This window comes from Novosphingobium sp. MBES04, assembly GCF_000813185.1.
Lineage (GTDB): Bacteria > Pseudomonadota > Alphaproteobacteria > Sphingomonadales > Sphingomonadaceae > Novosphingobium > Novosphingobium decolorationis.
The window spans coordinates 1,633,531-1,649,076 of record NZ_DF850489.1 but is presented as its reverse complement, the minus strand read 5'-3'; the positions used below and the strand labels follow the sequence as shown (position 1 = coordinate 1,649,076).

14 protein-coding genes and 1 pseudogene are annotated in these 15,546 nt (G+C 67.4%); 9 read left to right on the top strand and 6 right to left on the bottom strand.

Annotation, left to right across the window (positions count from 1 at the left end):
* Nucleotides 1–179 precede the first annotated feature (179 nt).
* The 5 genes from MBENS4_RS21190 (at nucleotide 180) to MBENS4_RS26970 (ending at nucleotide 4,628) form a co-directional block, all read left to right on the top strand.
* Nucleotides 180–836, top strand: coding sequence for a helix-turn-helix domain-containing protein (locus MBENS4_RS21190; RefSeq protein WP_242405037.1), 657 nt, complete (start codon nucleotides 180–182; stop codon nucleotides 834–836).
* Nucleotides 837–845: 9 nt separating this feature from the next.
* Nucleotides 846–1,355: a hypothetical protein gene (locus MBENS4_RS21185; RefSeq protein ID WP_052322593.1), complete on the top strand. Its 510-nt coding sequence runs from the start codon at nucleotides 846–848 to the stop codon at nucleotides 1,353–1,355.
* A 184-nt stretch (nucleotides 1,356–1,539) separates the two neighbouring features.
* Nucleotides 1,540–3,156 (top strand): alpha-D-glucose phosphate-specific phosphoglucomutase, encoded by a 1,617-nt coding sequence (locus MBENS4_RS21180; RefSeq protein ID WP_199904457.1) that lies wholly within the window; start codon nucleotides 1,540–1,542, stop codon nucleotides 3,154–3,156.
* Nucleotides 3,157–3,342: 186 nt separating this feature from the next.
* Entirely contained in the window at nucleotides 3,343–4,044 is a 702-nt protein-coding gene (locus tag MBENS4_RS26975; RefSeq protein WP_242405036.1) for an OmpP1/FadL family transporter, read from the top strand.
* Entirely contained in the window at nucleotides 3,987–4,628 is a 642-nt protein-coding gene (locus MBENS4_RS26970) for an OmpP1/FadL family transporter (protein WP_340140865.1), read from the top strand. Before MBENS4_RS26975 ends, MBENS4_RS26970 begins: the two co-directional genes overlap by 58 nt.
* A gap of 133 nt (nucleotides 4,629–4,761) precedes the next feature.
* On the opposite strand, the gene malQ is transcribed toward MBENS4_RS26970, so the two are convergent.
* From malQ to MBENS4_RS21155, 4 genes and pseudogenes are all read right to left on the bottom strand, one after another.
* Nucleotides 4,762–6,831, bottom strand: a complete 2,070-nt coding sequence (gene malQ / locus MBENS4_RS21170) for a 4-alpha-glucanotransferase (protein WP_052322683.1) — start codon at nucleotides 6,829–6,831, stop codon at nucleotides 4,762–4,764.
* 396 nt (nucleotides 6,832–7,227) lie between these two features.
* On the bottom strand, nucleotides 7,228–7,755 hold the full coding sequence (gene moaB, locus MBENS4_RS21165; RefSeq protein WP_039394496.1) for a molybdenum cofactor biosynthesis protein B: 528 nt from the start codon (nucleotides 7,753–7,755) through the stop codon (nucleotides 7,228–7,230).
* Between the two features lie 31 nt (nucleotides 7,756–7,786).
* Nucleotides 7,787–9,610 (bottom strand): annotated as a pseudogene (locus tag MBENS4_RS21160) (lytic transglycosylase domain-containing protein).
* Nucleotides 9,611–9,821: 211 nt separating this feature from the next.
* Entirely contained in the window at nucleotides 9,822–10,580 is a 759-nt protein-coding gene (locus MBENS4_RS21155; RefSeq protein ID WP_039394492.1) for a uracil-DNA glycosylase family protein, read from the bottom strand.
* A gap of 90 nt (nucleotides 10,581–10,670) precedes the next feature.
* Here MBENS4_RS21155 and MBENS4_RS21150 point away from each other — a divergent pair, with 90 nt between their 5' ends.
* The 4 genes from MBENS4_RS21150 to MBENS4_RS27260 all read left to right on the top strand — a co-directional run bounded on the left by MBENS4_RS21150 (nucleotide 10,671) and on the right by MBENS4_RS27260 (nucleotide 14,110).
* On the top strand, nucleotides 10,671–12,329 hold the full coding sequence (locus MBENS4_RS21150) for an electron transfer flavoprotein-ubiquinone oxidoreductase (RefSeq protein ID WP_039394489.1): 1,659 nt from the start codon (nucleotides 10,671–10,673) through the stop codon (nucleotides 12,327–12,329).
* 80 nt (nucleotides 12,330–12,409) lie between these two features.
* Complete coding sequence (locus MBENS4_RS21145; protein WP_039394487.1) at nucleotides 12,410–13,222, top strand: 4-(cytidine 5'-diphospho)-2-C-methyl-D-erythritol kinase; 813 nt, start codon at nucleotides 12,410–12,412, stop codon at nucleotides 13,220–13,222.
* A 10-nt stretch (nucleotides 13,223–13,232) separates the two neighbouring features.
* Nucleotides 13,233–13,967, top strand: a complete 735-nt coding sequence (locus MBENS4_RS21140) for an N-formylglutamate amidohydrolase (RefSeq protein ID WP_039394485.1) — start codon at nucleotides 13,233–13,235, stop codon at nucleotides 13,965–13,967.
* Between the two features lie 11 nt (nucleotides 13,968–13,978).
* Nucleotides 13,979–14,110, top strand: coding sequence for a hypothetical protein (locus MBENS4_RS27260; RefSeq protein ID WP_255352688.1), 132 nt, complete (start codon nucleotides 13,979–13,981; stop codon nucleotides 14,108–14,110).
* A 95-nt stretch (nucleotides 14,111–14,205) separates the two neighbouring features.
* On the opposite strand, the gene MBENS4_RS21135 is transcribed toward MBENS4_RS27260, so the two are convergent.
* Nucleotides 14,206–14,685, bottom strand: a complete 480-nt coding sequence (locus MBENS4_RS21135; protein WP_052322592.1) for an EF-hand domain-containing protein — start codon at nucleotides 14,683–14,685, stop codon at nucleotides 14,206–14,208.
* A gap of 44 nt (nucleotides 14,686–14,729) precedes the next feature.
* Nucleotides 14,730–15,539 carry a DUF4198 domain-containing protein gene (locus tag MBENS4_RS21130; protein ID WP_039394482.1) on the bottom strand — a complete coding sequence of 270 codons (810 nt, stop codon included), beginning with the start codon at nucleotides 15,537–15,539 and terminating at the stop codon, nucleotides 14,730–14,732.
* Between the last annotated feature and the right edge of the window lie 7 nt (nucleotides 15,540–15,546).

Sequence of the window (15,546 nt, the reverse complement as noted above, 5' to 3'; positions counted from 1 at the left end):
CTTCTATTGCATGGATTTCCTGAATTTAACTTGGAATTCATCGCGGTGCAGAAGTTTAATGTCCGAAACAAGCGTTCGTGTTTGCCGGCTGTCAGGGGGGGCTCTGGGGTACGCTGCTCTTCTGGAGAGAGAGGGTGGTTGTGCTTCTTACACAAGCCAGGTGAGCGAGGCTGTATTGGGTGGGCGGAACTGTGTCGGCATGTGAAAGTGCTTTGCAACTGAATGATGTCTTTGAGAACCTGACCGACAAGCAGCACGAAGTGCTGGCGCTGGTGGGGGAAAACTTCACGAGCAAGGAGATCGCCTATGAACTCGGCATCTCCGTCAGTGCGGTAAACCAGCGAATTGAAACCGTCCGTGCCCGCGCGGGATCGCTGTCGCGCCTTGAACTGGCGCGCGCCTACCGCGAATACCGCCACGAGCAGGACGAAGAGCAAGCCCAGGATCAAGTCCCCGCGCGGCCGGGGGCAGATACGGCCGAGCTTGTGGCTAAGCCGGATGAGGCGTGCATGGACGCCGACGCCTGCCGCGATTGCGAACGTTGGCCGGGCCGTGACCTTGGCGCCGGGCACGGCGCGGGGCAACTTCAGACCATCAGGGTGCAGCCGCCCTCGGCGCAGGCCGAACGTGTGGCTGTCGGCCTTCACGGGGGCCGCGCCGCCAATGTGGTTTCGTGGGCGGGACGAGGGCGGACGCCAGGGCCTGTGCCAGCCCTGCTCGATGGTGAGAATGCGCGCCTTGGGCGCCTGGCCGCGATCGTGGTGATCGCCTTTGGCTTGCTGCTGGTCTCGGGCGCGGGCCTGGGCGTGCTGCATTCGCTGGCCGAGCTGTTCTGAGCCCCAGACATGTTCGAGACACTCATGGACCTGCGGGTCCAGTTGCAGACGGCGATGATCGTTATCCTGTTCCTGGCCGCGTTGCGCTGGGGGGCGGTGCCGGAGAAGCTGGTGGCCGGGCTGCTTGGGGCCATGATCGTGTTCCACGTCGGCTACCATTCGCTCGTGGGCGGCGCAGTCGTTGTGGGCGGGGTGGACCTGGGCCATGTCGTCGTCGACCTGGCGCTGCTCGTCGCGCTGGGCGCGGTGGCGCTTTACGCGAACCGGGTCTACCCACTCTGGCTCACCGCAGCCCAGCTGATCTCGGTTTTCTCCTACGCCTATCGGTATCTCGATGGCGAAGGGGAACTTGGCCGAGGGCCCTACGATGTCATGGCGACGCTGCCCTTCTACTTGTGCGTGCTCTTTGCCTGGGTGGGCTTCGTGCGCCATGTCCTGCGCCAGCGGCGCCATGGCGATTATCCGGCCTGGAGTAGGGCCAAGGCCAGCCGGCACAGCGGCGAGCCGGTCCGCAACTGACCGCGCATGGCGACCATCCCGTCGGCGGGATGCGCGGGACGCACGTAAATTCTCCAAATAGTCTTCGAAAAAACAAAAAGAAATGCCATCTGCAGGATGGAACATTCAGGGGCTTTCGATTTATTCCCCTGTGGCGCACGCCTTCCTGTTGTCTGGAGAGACTGTTTTGACCGAGATCCTGTCCATGCCCACCACGCCTTTCGACGGGCAGAAGCCGGGAACCTCCGGCCTGCGCAAGAAGGTGAAGGTATTCCAGCAGCCGGGCTATGCGGAGAATTTCATCCAGTCGGTCTTCGACGTGGTCGAAAAGGGCGAGGCGGCGACGCTGGTCCTGGGCGGGGACGGACGCTTTCACAACCGCACCGTGATCCAGCAGGCGATCCGCATGGCCGCGGCCAACGGCTACGCGCGCGTGCTGGTGGGGCAGGGCGGTATCCTCTCGACCCCGGCGGCCAGCCACGTGATCCGCAAGTACAAGGCAAGCGGCGGTCTTGTCCTCTCGGCCAGCCACAACCCCGGCGGACCGGACGAGGACTTCGGCATCAAGTACAACATTGCCAACGGCGGCCCGGCACCTGAAGGCGTGACCGGCGCGATCCATGCCCGCACGCAGGAGATCGACCGCTGGCTGACGATCGAGGCCCAGGACGTCGATCTCGACACCGTGGGGATCGTCGAAGTGGGCGACATGAACGTCCAGATCATCGATCCGGTCGCCGACTACGCCGACCTCATGGAGGACCTGTTCGACTTCGCCGCGATCCGCAAGATCGTGGCCTCGGGCTTCACCATGCGCTTCGACGCAATGAGCGCCGTGACCGGCCCCTACGCCAAGGAGATCCTGGAGGGCCGCCTGGGCTTTGCCGAGGGCACGGTCGTGAATGGCACGCCCCTGGAAGACTTCGGCGGTCACCATCCCGACCCCAATCTGATCCACGCAAAGGACCTCTACGAGTTGATGATGGGCGAGGGCGCGCCCGATCTGGGGGCGGCGTCCGACGGCGATGGCGATCGCAACCTTATCATCGGCCGTGGGCGTTTCATCACCCCGTCCGATTCGCTGGCGATGCTGGCCGCCAACATCGAATGCGCGCCCGCCTACAAGGGCCGCCTGACCGGCATTGCCCGCTCGATGCCGACGAGCGCGGCCGCGGACCGCGTCGCCGAGGCGCTGGGCGTGCCCGCCTTCGAGACGCCGACCGGCTGGAAGTTCTTCGGCAATCTCCTCGATGCCGGCATGGCGACGATCTGCGGCGAGGAAAGCGCTGGCACCGGCTCGGACCACGTGCGCGAAAAGGACGGCCTGTGGGCGGTCCTGCTCTGGCTCAACATCCTCGCCGTGCGCGACATCTCGGTCGATGACCTCGCCAAGGCCCACTGGGCCCGCTTCGGGCGCAACTACTACGCGCGCCACGACTACGAAGGGATCGAGAAGGAGGGCGCCGACGCGCTCATGGCCGCGCTCATGGACGAACTGGAGGCGCTGCCCGGGCAGGAGTTCGGCGATCTCGTCGTCGAGGAGGCCGACAGCTTCTCCTACACCGATCCGGTCGACGGCTCGGTCAGCGCCAACCAGGGCATCCGCATCCTCTTTGTGGGCGGCAGCCGCGTGGTCTTCCGCCTTTCGGGGACCGGGACGGCGGGTGCCACCTTGCGTGTCTACCTCGAGAACTACGTGCCGCCCTCAGGCGATCTCGATGCCGAGACCGGCGCGATGCTGAAGGCCCAGATCGATGCGGCCGAGGCCGTCGCCGGGATTGCCCGCTTTACGGGCCGCACCGCGCCCGACGTCATTACCTGATCGAGAAGTCGGGGCAGGGCGCCTGCTCCGCTCCTTGTTGCCCGCAGGACACGCTCTCTCGCGGTTTGCGGGCGACAAGGGAATCTTCCTTTCCCAGAGGTCGCAATTCGTTAGGGCAGGCCCCCTCAAGCCGGGGCGGTGTTCGATCCCGGTTACCTACCGTTTTCAGGGATCGCCGTACCTTCCATGCTGACCGTCGTGACCCGCCCCGCCGGTGCCCGCGCGCCGCGCGCGGCCCTTGCCGTCTCCGCCGCCGCTCTTGTCCTTTTCGCCAGCCCCGCGCAGGCGACCGACGGGTACTTCCTCAACGGTTCGGGGGCGAAGGCAAAAGGTGCGGGCGGGGTCGGCATCGCGATGCCGCAGGACGCGCTCGCCATCGCCGCCAACCCGGCTGCGGCCACCTCGCTCGGCCACCGTCTCGACATCGGCGTCGAGATCTTCGTGCCGGACCGGGGCGCGGAGATTGCGGGCAATGGCGCCGGGCTTGACGGGCGCTATTCGGGCAATGGGAGCAATCCCTTCGTGCTCCCCGAGATCGGCTATGTCCGCCCGCTGTCGGAGCGTGTGGCGCTTGGCCTCGCGATCAACGGCAACGGGGGCATGACTACCCATTACAAGGCCAACCCCTTCGCCAGCTTCGGGGCACAAGGGGCCGCCGGCGTCAACCTCCAGCAGATCCAGATTTCGCCGACACTGGCGGTCGAGGTCGTACCCGGCCATTCGCTCGGCGTGTCGCCGGTGATCGTGCTGCAGGGCTTCGAGATGACCGGCGCACAGCCTTTTGCTGGCTATTCGCAGGCCCCTGCCAACTTCACCAACCGGGGCACCGACTGGTCGGCGGGCGCAGGCGTTCGTCTCGGCTATCTCGGCCAGCTCACCCGTTCCTGAAGGTCGGCGGGTTCTACCAGTCCAAGGTCAAGACCGGTGATTTCGATCGCTACGCCGGGCTCTTCGCCGATGGCGGCAGCTTCGATGTGCCCGAGGCCTGGGGGCTGGGCGCCGCGCTCACGCCGGTTCCGGCGCTGACGCTGGGCGCGGACTACAAGCGCATCAACTATGGGGGTGTCGCGGCGGTCGGCAATCCCATCGACGTGCTCTTCCAAGGGCGTCCCTTCGGGTCCGACGGCGGCCCCGGCTTTGGCTGGCGCAATGTCGACGTGTGGAAGCTGGGCGCTGTCTACACCGCGTCCGACAGGCTGACCCTGCGCGCAGGCTATGGCCGCTCGGACAACCCGGTGCCGCGCGCGCAGACGCTCCTCAACATTTTCGCGCCGGGCGTCGTGCGCAGCCACTACACGCTGGGCGCGACGTTCGCCCTCTCGGACCGCACCGAGGTGACCGGCTACGCCATGCGCGCCCCGCGCCAGACGGTGCGCGGCGAGGGCTCGATCCCGGCGCCGTTCGGCGGCGGCGAGGCGGACGTGTCGCTGGCGGAAACCTCGGTAGGGTTCTCGCTTGGGCTGAAGCTTTGAAGCGGGCCATCGCCCCTTGACCCCGGAATCGGCGACCTCGCCATTCTCAGCCAGGGCAGCGTGCGAGAGGTGAGCTCGCCAGTTCCGGGAGCCCGAGGGCGATGGCCCTCGGAATCATCTTTTTCCGATCTGTCTAACCGGACGGAGGATCGGCCGGACCTTTGCGCGCCGTGTCCAGCGCCGTGATCCTCTCGGTGATTGGCGTCTCCTCCAGCCATTCCCCCAGTGGCCGCGTCAGGCGTCGGCGCCAGTTGGGGTGCTCGGTGACGGTGCCGGGCAGGTTGGGCTGCTCGCTCTCGCCCAGGATGTCTTCAAGCGGCGCGATGGCGAGCCCGGCCGGGCTCCTGCCGATATGGGCGAGAGCGGCTTTCAGGACCGGGGCGGGATCACAGGGCTCGGGGCGCGGCGCGGCGTCGTGAGTGAGACAGGCCCACAGGAGCCCCCGGTCCCACGCACGCTTGGCTTCGGCGTCCGCGCGCGTGGTGGCTTCGGGCAGGCGGCCCAGGTCCTGCGCCCAGTCGAGGTCGCGCCCGCGCCACCAGCCCGCGATGGTCGCGGTGTCGTGCGTGCCGGTCATCGCCACGCTGTCGGCGGGGTAGTCGCCCGCGCCGATGAAGCCTTCGTCGGCGGCGCGCTCGAACCACAGCACGCGCATGTCGAGGAGGCGGCGTTCCTCCAGCGCGCCAAGGAAACCGAAGGGTGCGGTGCCCAGGTTCTCGGCGATGAGGAGCGCGCCTGCGCGGTGGGCTTCCAGGACGGCGAGGCGCAGCATGTCCTCGAAGGGGTAGGAGAGGTAGGCGCCTTCGCCCGGACCTTCGCCTTCCGGGATCACCCAGAGCCGGGCCATGCCGAAGGCGTGGTCGATGCGCAGCGCGCCGGTACGCGAGAGCGCCGCGCGCAGCATCGCGATCCAGGGCGCATAGCCGGTGCGCTGCAAGCCCTGCGGCGAAAAGCCCGTCAGCGTCCAGTTCTGGCCGAGCGGGCCGAGCGGATCGGGCGGTGCGCCGATGGTGAGCCCCTCCAGCATCGCGCCCTGCAGCGCCCAGGCATCGGCGCCTGCGGTGTGGACACCCACGGCCAGATCACCGACGAGCCCGATCGCCATGCCCGCCGCCTTCGCGCGCGCCTGCACGGCGTCGAGCCCCCTGGCTGTCAGCCACTGCGTGAAAGCGTGGAAGGCGACATCCTCGGCATGGGTTTCGGCAAAATGCGCGGCGCCCTTGCCGTGGGGATCGCGGTGCTTGGCGGGCCAATCCTGCCAGCGCGTGCGCCCCTTGGCGCGGTGGTGGGTGTCGAGCGCGTCGAACAGGGCCTGGCGCTGGAGGCTTTCATCCCCAGCGGTCACGGCGGCGATGCGCGCGCGCGTCGCGGAATCGAGCCCGTCGAACAGCGCGCGCAGGGCTCCGTGCTGGGTGGGCAGGGCCTTTTCCCAGTCGATGAAGGCAGCCTCGCGGACACCGGGCAGATCGAGCGGAGGGAGCCCTGCCAGTTCGGGCGCGGCGAGCGCGGTGTTGAGGTGGAGGCGGCTTGAAGGCGAATAGGGGCTGTACCCCTCGCCAAGTCCGGCAAAGAGGGCGTGGACGGGGTTGATGGCCAGCGCGTCGGCGCCGCGCGCGGCGAAGATGTCCACGGCCTCGGCCAGATCGGCAAGCGTGCCGTAGGGCGGCCCGCTTCGCGCCGAACGCAGGGCCGGGATCTGCACCGCCGGGCCCCAGAGACGCTCTCCTTGGCGCGCTTCAGGCAGGACGTCGGCCAGCGTCGGGCTGCGGGCCGGCGCAACCGCGAGGGTCAGCTCGTGGCCGTAGAGGCTGACGCGATGGTAACCCGGTGTGTCGATGGCTGGCAGGACCCCGGCTTCGAGCGCGATGTCCTGCTCCTCGCCGTTCTCGGAAGTCAGCCGCGCGTGGGTGAGGCTGGCAGGAAGCGGGGTTGGCCGACCGACCTCGGTGACGAGCATGGCGGGCAGGCTGCGTGCCGCAATGGCAAGGCGCGCGTGGCTGCGGGCGATCGCCTGATCGGTGTTGCAAGGATACCCCAGAGCCGTGACGATGCGGGCGAGCGCGGTATCCGACACGGTCTGGTCACGGCCCTCGACATCGCGCCAGTGCCGCGAAAGGCCGAGCGCCTGCGCAAGCGCATGGAGCGAGGAGGCCGGATCGCCCGGATCGGGAGCAGGGGCGCACGGGTCGGGGGAAGGCTCCAAGGCGGTCTCCAGCCACAGCGCCAGGCGGCGCCGGGGCAAGCCTACCTGCAATCAGGGGGGATCGGCAATCGTCTTGATCGGCGCACGCGGCCATGCCGGGCGCGTGGTTATCCCCTGCTATCGACATGCTATCCTTATGCCATCAACTGGATATCCACAGTCATATCAACAACGCGAGTTCGGGGCTCGCCCGCTTGCGCTGGTGGATGCCACGAGGACACGGTGCACTTAATTGTGCGCTAAAAGGGAGTAAGGGAAGTTTTCCAAGGGGTTATTACCCCTTGCCCCCAAAATGGGCGACCTCACCTGTCTCAGCCACGGTGGAGCGTGGAAGGTGAGGTGGACAGTTCGGGGAGCCCGAGGGCGATGGCCCTCGGACATATCTCTTTGGTCTGCTCAGACTTCGCGCAGGCGCGGCATCAGTTCCACGAAGTTGCAGGGCCGGTTGCGCGCGTCGAGCTGCTCGGCGAGGATGCCGTCCCAGCCGTCCTTGACCGCGCCGTTCGAGCCGGGAAGCGCGAAGATGTAGGTGCCGCGGCTGAGCACGGCCATGGCCCGGCTCTGCACGGTGGAGGTGCCGATGGTCTGGTAGCTGATCCAGCGGAACAGCTCGCCAAAGCCGGGAATGTCCTTTTCTTTCACCCTGTCGAGTGCCTCGGGGGTCACGTCGCGCCCGGTAAGGCCGGTGCCGCCGGTCGAGACGATGGCGTCGATGCCCTGGTCGTCGATCCAGTCGTTGAGACGGCTGACGAGGCGCTGGGCATCGTCGCGCTCGATCGCGCGGGCGACCAGCTTGTGCCCGGCGCCCTTGATCCGCTCGGCGAGGATGTCCCCCGAGGTGTCATTCTCGGGGCCGCGCGTGTCCGAGACGGTCAGGAGCGCGATGTTGATGGGCTTGAAGGTGCGGTCGGTGTCGATGGCCAAGGCGGTACGGGTCCTGGTGTTTCAGCGAGTGTCAGCGGCGGCTGTCGGCAAAGCGCACGGCGCCTGTGTGCAGCGACTGGGGTGTGTCGAGCTCGCCCTTGGCCGACATGCGCACGCCCTTCGAGCCCGACAGGCCGGGGAAGGTGGGCCACATGCCCTGGGCCAGCGCCATCCGGCTTTCGGATTCGCCGCCCGCCTGGCGCTCGTACATCCAGTAATTGCGCATGACGATATTCACGTAGCCGCGCGTTTCCCAGTAGGGCAGCGACTCCATCCACAGCAGCGGATCGCCGCCGTCGCGCACTTCGCTGTTCCAGCGGCGGACCGGCACGGGCCCGGCGTTGTAGGCGGCCATGACCTTGGGCAGCAGCCCCTGCGTGCCGCTGTCGTTCTGAAGCATGAGCAGGTGGTTTTGGCCAAAGGCAAGGTTGATGTCGGGCTTGTTGAGGTCGCTGGCCGAGCCCGAGACGCCCAGCGAAGCGGCGTGATCGCGCGCGGCGGCGGGCATGATCTGCATCAGACCGCGCGCGCCCGCCGGGCTGACGATGCTGGCGTGGAAGATCGATTCCTGGAGTGCGTGCGCGTAGACCAGCGCCGGGTCGACGCGCCAGCCGTTGGCGGGCGTCCACTTGGGCGTGGGGAAGCGCGAAGCCGGGTCCGGGTGGCCGCCGCGCGGGGCGTGTAGGCCATCCACAGCTGGGTCTGGGGGAGGCCGAGGTCCCGTGCGAGGCGCGAAAGCGGGGCGTACTGCGAAGCCTCGCCAATGCGGGCCTGGTGGCGCAGCACTTCGTCGGCAAGGCCATCCTCCCGATCTCGGCGAGCGAGACGGCGGTGCGCACGTTGGGGACGGAGCGCAGCTTCTGCCAGTCGGCCTGCGAGAAGTCGGCCTGCGCGTGCTGGGAGGGAAGCTGCATGCCCAGCTGCTCGGCCGCGAGCATGCCGTAGAGCGTTTCGTGGCGCGCGGCTGCCATGCGCAGCACGTCGGCTGCCTGTTCGGGGCGGCGAGCACGGGTGAGCGCACGGGCGTTCCAGTAGTAGCCCGCGCTCTTGAGTTCGTCGTTCTCGGCCGACTTGGCGCAGTTGGCGAAGGCGTCGGCCGCGCCGTCGAAGTCGCCGATGCGCCAGGCCGCGAGCCCGGCGGTCCACCACGCCTCGCCGACCCAGGGGCCCACGCCCTGCGTTGCGAACTGCGCCATTTCATAAGCGGGCGCGTCCTGGTTGGAGATGTAGTAGCTCCACGCGACCTTCTGGCGCCATTCCGCGCGGGCCGAGCCCGACAGGCTGGCATCGACCCCGTCGAGCAGCATGCGCGCGCCCGCCGGATCGTCGGCCTTGATGTGGTCGACGATGGCCGAGGATATCGCCTCGGGCATGGTGCCGTCGCTGATCGAGGAGGGGCGCACGCGCTTGGGCAGGGTGGGCAGGCGCGCAAAGCTCTGCTTGCTGGGGAGCGCGGGCGGGAGGAGATGCCGCGGCGCTGGGCGAGACGGGTGATCTGGTCGGCGCCGGGAAGCTGGGTGCCCTCGGCCAGCCAGGCGGCAAGGTCGGCCCCTTCGATCTTCGGCGAGCCGGCGGCGAGGTAGTACTCGGCGCGGGCTTCCTGGTGCATCGGGCCGTCCGGGCGCTGGGCCAGCATGCGCTGCACCTTGGTCCAGTCCTTGGCCTCGACCGCCGCGAAGTACTCGCGGTAGTAGTCGCGGTCGTCGTGGCTGAGCAGCGAGGGCACCACGCTGGTGGTCCCCCGGCTGCGGAAATAGTCGACCGCGGCGCTGTTCGCATGGGCGGTGCCTACGCTGCACAGCAGCGCGGCAAGCCCTGCGGCGCCGAGCGCGGCGCGGTTGAGCGTCCTGGTCATCGTGCCTGCGTTCGCATCACGCTGCGCAGTGGCCTTGCGGACCTGTGCCTGGCTGCGTGCTGTTCCCCAAACTCGTTTCACGTTGCGTACCCCGAAAAAATGCCGTTTCGCATATGTGCCGCCGGGTCCTTGCGGGGCCTCGTGCGGCGTGTTTCGCCTTGCCCTGTCCCGCCGCCTGCCGGCTCCCCCATCATGTCGTGGGGAGGGCCTGTCAGGTGGCGATCCAGTCGAGCATCGCCTTCCACAGGACCGGCTTGGTGCGCGGCCGGTTGAGCAGCGAGTCCAGCCCCCAGGACGCGAGCAAGGGTATCGATGTTCCTTGATGGTTAAATTTTCGCGAAACGGCAGCCCGTTGCGGTGATTCGTGGCCCAAAAGCGCCGGAACGTTCCCTCCCAGCACGAAAAGCCGTTTCGGGCCGACAAGGCCGATGTGGTGCATCAGCACATCGCCCAGGCCCAGTGCGTGCGCCTCGGCCCAGTCGGGGGCGGGCATCGCGCGGGGCAGGGCGCTGGCGAGATAGGCGTCCTCGCGGGAAATTCCGACGCTGGCGAGGATTGCATCGAGCAGCTGGCCTTGGGGGCCTGTGAGCAGTCCTTCGCGGTCCTCGCGCTCGGGCGCCTCGACGATCACCATGACCTGCGCCCCCGCCTTGCCAACAGGTGCGATGCGCGTTTCCAGCGAGCCGGGGGCGAGCAGCGGCTCGGCCTTCCACCAGGGCGCGAAGGCCTCGAGCGTTGCAGGCAGAGCCTCGGTGTCGATGCGTTTGGCGTTCTCGGGCGCGGCGGCGGCCTTCGCCTCGTTCTCGGCGCGCGCGATGCTCCACTCGCTGGGCGGAGGCAGTTCCTCTTCGGGCGGCGCCAGCCAGTCCTGCGGATCGTCGACATAATCGCAATCGACGCCCGCCAGTCTCCACCAGTCGAGCGCGCTCGTGATATCTGACAGAAAGTGCTGGTTTGACCCGTGATCCATTGCGGGGGGTATTGACCTGTCGGCACCGAGCAATCAAGGCAAAGGGAGTAAAGCGCGCAACAAAAACGGTGTATTGGATCAGGGGACCCCATGATTGAACGCGAAGAGATGCCCTATGACGTCGTCATTGTCGGCGGCGGGCCTGCCGGCCTGTCGACCGCGATCCGGCTGAAGCAGGTCGATCCCGAAATTCAGGTCTGCGTGCTGGAAAAGGGCTCCGAGGTTGGCGCCCACATCCTTTCGGGCGCGACGTTCGACCCCAAGGCGCTCGACGAACTGCTGCCCGAATGGCGCGAGATGGACTGCCCGATGGCAGAAACTCCGGTGACCGATAACTGGCACTGGCACCTGACGCGCGGCAAGAAGTTCTCGATCCCCCACGCGATCCAGCCCAAGTTCATGTCGAACCACGGGAATTACACCGGCTCGCTGGGCAACCTGTGCCGCTGGCTGGCCGAGCAGGCCGAGGCGCTGGAAGTCGAGATCTTCCCCGGCTTCCCCGCGGCCGAGATCCTCTACGATGACAACGGCGCGGTCATCGGCGTGCAGACCGGCAACATGGGCGTGGGCCGCGATGGCGAACCCAAGGGCGATTTCCAGCCGGGCATGAACCTGCTGGGCAAGTACACCGTCTTCTGCGAGGGCGCGCGCGGGCACCTGACCAAGCGCCTCAAGGCCAAGTACGACCTTGAAGCCAACTGCGAGCCCCAGATCTATGGCCTGGGCATGAAGGAGCTGTGGGACATCGATCCCGACAAGCACGTGCCGGGCCGCGTGATCCACACGCAGGGCTGGCCCTTGTCGGAGAACGACGCCTGGGGCGGGGGCTTCCTCTACCACCAGGCCAACGGGCAGGTCTCCCTGGGTTTTGTCGCCGCGCTCGACTACAAGAATCCCTACATCTATCCCTTCGAGGAATTCCAGCGCTGGAAGCAGCACCCCGAGATCAAGGCGATCCTGGAAGGCGGCAAGCGCGTGGCCTATGGCGCGCGCGCCATCAACGAGGGGGGCTGGCAGTCGGTCCCGCAGCTGGCCTTCCCGGGCGGCGTGCTCGCGGGTTGCTCGGCGGGCTTCGTCAACGTGCCGCGCATCAAGGGCAGCCATACCGCGATGAAGTCGGGCATGCTCGCGGCCGAAAGCATCGCCGCGGCGGTGAAGGCCGAGCGCGCGCACGACACGCTGCAGGACTACGACGATGCCGTTCGCTCGAGCTGGATCGCCGATGAGCTGAAGCTCGTCCAGAACGCCGAGCCGCTCGTCGCCAAGTGGGGCGGCGAGATGGGCACGGTGCTCGCCGGTGCGGACATGTGGCTGCGCACGCTCTTCGGCTTTGGCATCACCAAGCCGATGAAGCACCACACCGACGCCTCGTGCCTGCAGCGCGCGGACCTCTACAAGCCGATCGACTATCCCAAGCCCGACGGTGTCATCAGCTTCGACCGCCTGACCAGCGTCTCCTACTCGTTCACCAACCACGAGGAAGAGCAGCCCTGCCACTTGCAGCTCAAGGATCCGGCGATCCCGACCAAGGTCAACCTGCCGGTCTACGCGGGGCCCGAGGCGCGCTACTGTCCGGCGGGCGTCTACGAGTTCGTGGCGGATGAGAGCGCGGGCGGCGATGCCCTCAAACTCCAGATCAACGCGCAGAATTGCGTCCACTGCAAGACCTGCGACATCAAGGACCCGACCCAGAACATCGAATGGGTCACGCCGGAAGGCGGCGGCGGGCCGAACTATCCCAACATGTGATCGGGCCTATCGCCGGATGACGGACGATTGTGGAGCGTCGGGGCTTGCCCCGGCGCTCCTGTCGTTTCAGGGACAGGGGCATGAACGAAACCGCCTACGCCAAGATCAACCTTGCCCTCCACGTGCGTCGCCGCCGCGAGGACGGGTACCACGAACTGGAGACGCTCTTCGCCTTCGTCGACGATGGCGACCGGCTGTCCGTGACCCCGGCGGGCGAGGACCTGCTGGAAGTCCGCGGTGAATTCGTCGGGAGCCTGATGAACCCGTTCGACAACATCGTCGCGCAGGCGCTGGGCACCTTGCCGCACGGTAAGGGGTGGTCGGTGACATTGGAAAAGCGCCTGCCGGTCGCGGCGGGGCTGGGCGGTGGTTCCGCCGATGCGGGCGCGGTGTTCCGCATGGTCGAGCGCGCGCACGGCTTGCCCGAAGACTGGCACGCGCGCGCGGCAAAGCTGGGCGCGGACGTGCCCGCCTGCGTCCTCTCGCGCGCCTGCATCGGGACGGGCACGGGCACCGACCTTGCCGAAGTTGCCGAAAACGACCTGGCGGGCTGTCCGGTGCTTCTCGTCAACCCGCGCGAGGCGGTGCCGACAGGCCCTGTGTTCAAGGCCTGGGACGGCGTGGACCGGGGCGCCATGCCGACCGAAGGTTCCTTGCGCGCGATTGCCCTTGCAGGCCGCAACGACCTGGAAGGCCCTGCGCTCGAAATGTGCCCCGTGATCGGCGACGTGCTGGCCGCGCTGGAGGCGACGGGCCCCTTCCTTGCGCGCATGTCTGGCTCGGGCGCGACCTGCTTTGCGCTCTACGACAGCGATGAGGCGCGCGACGAAGCGGCGGAAAAACTGGCGCAAATGCACGGGAACTGGTGGCAAATGGCGGGCAAGCTGCGTTAGGACAGGGGCCATGCAGACCACGACCGAGACCGAAAGCTACCGCATCGTCGGCACGCCCCGCTTCGGGGGCATCCTTGTCGTTGCCGATCACGCCTCGAACCGCGTGCCCGGCGACATTGACCTGGGCATCGCGCCCGAACTGATGGACGAGCACATCGCCATCGACATCGGCGTTGCCGCGATTGCCGAGCGGATGTGCGCGCGGCCCGGCACCGCCGCATTGCTCGGCAATGTCAGCCGCCTTGTCTGCGACACCAACCGCACCGTGGACGATCCCGCCGCGATCCCCGAGACGAGCGATGGCTCGGCCATTCCCGGCAATGTCGGCATCGACCGTGAGGCGCGCCTCGCGCGCTTCCACCATCCTTTCCATGACGCGCTGACCACGCTCCTCAACGAGCAGCCGCCCCAGCTCACGCTGATCCTGCACAGCTTTACCCCGCAGATGGCAACCAGGCCCGACGAGACCCGGCCCTGGCACTGCGGCGTTCTCTACGATGCGGACGATCGCGGCGCCCGCATCGCCACGCGCCTGTTCGAGGAAGAGGGGCTCGTCGTTGGCGATCAGGAGCCCTACTCGGGCAAGATCTACAACGCGGCCATCGAACGCCACGTCGAAAGCGAAGGGCGCCCCTACCTCTATCTCGAGATCCGGCAGGACCTGATTTCGGACGAGCAGGGGCAGGCGCAATGGGCCGAACGCCTCATTCGGGTGTGCAACCAGGTGGCTCTCGAGATCGCCTGACGACGGGGCAAATGACACGAAACCCGCTTGCCCTGCTGCAGGAGATCTTCGCCAGGAGCGGGGCAGAGGTGGCGGTCTTTGATCCCGATGTCCCGATCCCGCAGCGGCCCGAGCGCCTGAAGCGCTATCTTCCCAATCCATAGGTCACGCGACGGCGGCATCGGGGCCGGATAGTCTCCTCGCGTCCTGCCAGGGCCGGGGCTCCGGCAGGACGCCGCTCGCGCGCCGATGGCTGGTATCAGTAGTGGTCCGAGGTGTCCTTTTCGTCGATCACGCCATCGCCGTTCGTATCGAGGCGCTTGAACATGCGGTTGCCGGATTCCTGGAATTCCGCAAGGCTCATGTTCTGGTCGTGATCGGTGTCGAGCACGCCGTAGCGCACGTATGTCTGCCGGATCTGCAGGCTGCGGCGGCGCGCCAGTTCGGCATCGAGGCGCGCGCGATACTCTTCGACGTACTCGGCCTCGGAGACCTGTCCGTCGCCATCGAGGTCGAAGGACTTGTACTTCGCTTCGCGCCCGGCGGTGAACTCGGCCAGCGAGACCTTGCCGTCGCCATTCGTGTCATAGGTCTCCAGAAAGCTGGTCTTGCTGTGACCGCTGGCGGTCGCGCGCGTGCCGATGGCGGTGCTCTCGCTGTCCTGGGCCAGTGCAGGCCCGCTCAGGGCCGCGAGGGCCGTGAGGGCGACCAGCGCCGCTTTGGTTGTCTTTGTTGTCATGGGATACTTCCTTCGTGTGTGGGGGCGCGCCGTGCGCAAAAGGATCAGGACTGGACCTCGAAGGTGAGGCTGGTGGTGTAGCTGCGGATATCCGTCTCGGCCCCCGCCGGGGCATCGGCGCGGTGGCGGGTCATCAGGATGTAGACACCGGGGGCCTCGAAGCTGAGTTCGGCTTTCCCGTCCGCGTCGGTGGTCAGGGCCCTGTGCGGCTTGACCTGTTCGTAGCGCGCGTTGCCCCTGTCCAGGCTCAGTTCCTGGCCTGCGAGCGGCTTGCCATCAAACAGCACCTCGAAGGCGAAGGGCCCGTCGACATAGAGATCGCTGGGATGCGTGATCGGGTGGATTTCCAGGCGCCCGACATGGACATCGACCGGCGCCCGGGTCGGTCCCTTCTTCGAGACATAGACGTCCGAGACGGTCTCGGTCTGGCTTGTCTTCACGTATTGGGTGCCCTCGGGAAGTTCATCCCCGCGCACCGGCACCCATTCGCCCTTGGCCATGGCCATTTTGCCGGTCCGACCGCGTCGCACGCCGCTGGTGAAGCGATAGGTGCCTTCGCCCTCCATCCCGGCCTCGAGGATCGTGACCTGCTTGTGACCCGAGATCCGGTCGAAGGCGGTGCGTTCGCCGTCGGGCCCGATGACATGGAAGTCCTCCGATTCCAGGGCGATCTCGGGATGGAAGAAGTCTTCGGTGAAGGCGCTTTCCAGCGTCACCATGCGCTCGGTGTTGGCGACGAAGACATTGGGCAGCATGAACCCGGTATGGGCCAGCGCCGGAAGAGGAAGAAGCGCGGCCAAGGCGGCCAGCGCCAGGGGCGTACGCGCGTAGCGGATGCCTCTTGGGGCGATCATGGGAAAT